This window comes from Aminobacter sp. P4_H6_2, assembly GCF_056400805.1.
Genome location: NZ_JBFUKO010000752.1, coordinates 1 through 2,386, shown reverse-complemented (window position 1 = coordinate 2,386; position 2,386 = coordinate 1). Strand labels below are relative to the sequence as shown.

The following is a 2,386-nucleotide window of genomic DNA, read 5'->3' as shown; positions in this document are numbered from 1 at the left end:
GGCCATCGAGAACATGCGCGGGATGGGCTGGGAAGGCGACCTCGAAGCCATGCGGACGGATTTGGATTAAGCCGGGATGGGCATCCTGGTCGATAGTTCCGTATGGATTGATAACCTTCGGAGCAAGGATGCACCGCAAGTCAGAAAGCTCCGAGCCATCGAGCGACCACAATCGATCATTGTTGGTGACCTGGTGCTAGTCGAAGTTCTGCGCGGCGCGCATGACGAGAGGCACGCCAAGCGCCTGGAAGCTGAAATGCGGCAGTTCGAGACGGTTTCATTGTGCAACGTGGAACTGGCGCCGCTTGTCGCAGCCAATGACCGACTCCTCAGGTCGAAAGGTGTGACCGTCAGAAAGCTAGTCGATCTCGTCATTGCCACATTCTGTATCGAGCATGATCACAGACTTCTGCATAGTGACCGCGACTTTACGGCAATGAGGCCTTACCTGAACCTGCAGCTCTATTGAGCCTCAGCCCCGCCTCAGCGCCGTCACTTCGATCTCGATCTTCATCTCGGGCTTGTTGAGCTGGCATACGATCATCGTTGCCGCCGGGCGGATATCGCCAAACGTCTCGCCGAGGATCGGGAACACCAAGTCCACATAGGCCCGGTCGGTGATGTAATAGTGCGCCCGCACCACGTCAGTCATGTCGAAGCCGCCGTCGGACAGTGCCTTGGCGATGGTGGCGAGGCAGTTGCGCGTCTGCGCCTCGACGCTCTCCGGCATGGTCATGGTCGCATAATCGTAGCCGGTGGTGCCGGAGACGAAGCACCACTCGCCCTGCACGACCGCGCGCGAATAGCCGGCGGTCTTTTCGAAGGGCGATCCGGTGGAAATCAGCTTGCGCATATGGTCTTTTCCTTATTGCGGTGGGGTCAGCGCCTTGGTCATGGCGTCCTTGACCTCGGCTGGCCATTCGGCGAGCGCGGGCCAGGTTTTTGGCTCGGGTGTGTCGCCTTGCTGGGCAAAATAGAGCTTCTTGCCGGTGACATCGACGCCGATGAAGGCGTCGGCGCTGCCGCAGGCATGCGGCACGCAACCGCTGACAAACAGGATGCCGGATGCGGTCTTTTCGGGCTCGCCAGCCACCGACAGGCCAAGCGCCACTTGTTCAAGGTCGTCGCCGAGCAGCTTCTGGGCGGCGGCGTAGAGTTCGGCATTGTCAAAGAAATCTGATGGATAGGTGATCTTGTCAGCGACAATGTCGGCCCAGCCAGTACCTGGCTGCGGCACGAAGCTCAACTGGCCTGCCACCTTCAGCCCATCCTGCGGTGACCAGATGCGCACGGGCTCACTGGCGCCCGGCCTGAGGTAAGGCACGAAAAACAGCGTATCGCCGGTGGCCGCGGCCGGCGGCGTGCCGCATTCGCCGTCGCCGACGACGGTCGACTGGATGCCGGCGTCGGTCTTCCAGGCGAGCACGGTCTCGGGACCGCAGGCATTGCCGCCGTCGCCGATGTCGAAGATGGCGACCTTGGTGCCGTTGAGGTCGACGGTGCGCTCGTAATAGGCAACGTAGTTGCGCGCCAGCTCCTTACCCTCATAGGCAAGGATCTTGTCGAGTTCCGGCGTCTCGGTGATGGTGAAATTGCCACCTTCAAACGGGATTGTCTGCGGTTCGCTCTGCTGGGCCAGGGCCGACGAGGAGGCGGTCAACGCCAGCGCGAATGCTGCGAGGAGGGCGGAAGATTTCATTGTCTGCTCCTGGAGACCGACTTGCGATGTCACGGAACAGCTCGAATATCTGGCGCTCCGAATCTCGAGGCGCGACAATGCCATGGCACAGTGGACCTGTCAGCCGAAGCCTGTTGCTCCAGCAAAAAGCCCCACCGCGATTTCAATCGGGACGGGGCTTTGAGTATTTCAGCTTATTAGGTGTCGAGCCTCAGGCCCAGGGGCGGCTCTCGGCGACCTTCTTTTCGTAGGTGTCGATCGACTTCGCCTTCTCCATGGTCAGGCCGATATCGTCGAGACCGTTGAGCAGGCAGTGGCGACGGAAATCGTCGAGGTCGAAGGCAACCACGCCGCCGTCGGGGCCACGGATTTCCTTGGCTTCGAGATCGACCGAAACCGTGGCGTTGGCGCCGCGCGAGGCGTCGTCCATCAGCTTGTCGAGGTCTTCCTGGCTGACGGTGATCGGCAGGATGCCGTTCTTGAAGCAGTTGTTGTAGAAAATGTCGGCAAACGACGTCGAAATCACGCAGCGGATGCCGAAGTCGAGCAGCGCCCAGGGCGCATGCTCACGCGACGAGCCGCAGCCGAAATTGTCGCCGGCAACGAGGATCTGCGCCTTGCGGTAGGCCGGCTTGTTGAGCACGAAATCGGGGTTTTCCGAACCGTCCTCATTGTAGCGCATTTCGGCGAAAAGCCCGACACCAAGGC

4 protein-coding genes are annotated in these 2,386 nt (G+C 60.8%); 1 reads left to right on the top strand and 3 read right to left on the bottom strand.

Annotated features, from left to right (window positions below):
• The first annotated feature begins 76 nt into the window (after window positions 1-76).
• Complete coding sequence (gene vapC / locus AC1DUU_RS29655; protein ID WP_476786895.1) at window positions 77-469, top strand: type II toxin-antitoxin system VapC family toxin; 393 nt, start codon at window positions 77-79, stop codon at window positions 467-469.
• A gap of 3 nt (window positions 470-472) precedes the next feature.
• Here the strand turns inward: vapC and AC1DUU_RS29650 are convergent, their stop codons facing one another.
• The 3 genes from AC1DUU_RS29650 to leuD all read right to left on the bottom strand — a co-directional run.
• Window positions 473-853 (bottom strand): RidA family protein, encoded by a 381-nt coding sequence (locus tag AC1DUU_RS29650; protein ID WP_476786894.1) that lies wholly within the window; start codon window positions 851-853, stop codon window positions 473-475.
• A gap of 12 nt (window positions 854-865) precedes the next feature.
• On the bottom strand, window positions 866-1,699 hold the full coding sequence (locus AC1DUU_RS29645; protein ID WP_476786893.1) for a hypothetical protein: 834 nt from the start codon (window positions 1,697-1,699) through the stop codon (window positions 866-868).
• 190 nt (window positions 1,700-1,889) lie between these two features.
• The coding region (gene leuD, locus AC1DUU_RS29640) for a 3-isopropylmalate dehydratase small subunit (RefSeq protein ID WP_476786892.1) at window positions 1,890-2,386 on the bottom strand (497 nt) is incomplete at its 5' end.

Bases quoted from the DNA above. Each gene is read 5' to 3' on its own strand.
- vapC (WP_476786895.1), top strand. From the start codon at position 77: ATGGGCATCCTGGTCGATAGTTCCGTATGGATTGATAACCTTCGGAGC.
- AC1DUU_RS29650 (WP_476786894.1), bottom strand. From the start codon at position 853: ATGCGCAAGCTGATTTCCACCGGATCGCCCTTCGAAAAGACCGCCGGC.
- AC1DUU_RS29645 (WP_476786893.1), bottom strand. From the start codon at position 1,699: ATGAAATCTTCCGCCCTCCTCGCAGCATTCGCGCTGGCGTTGACCGCC.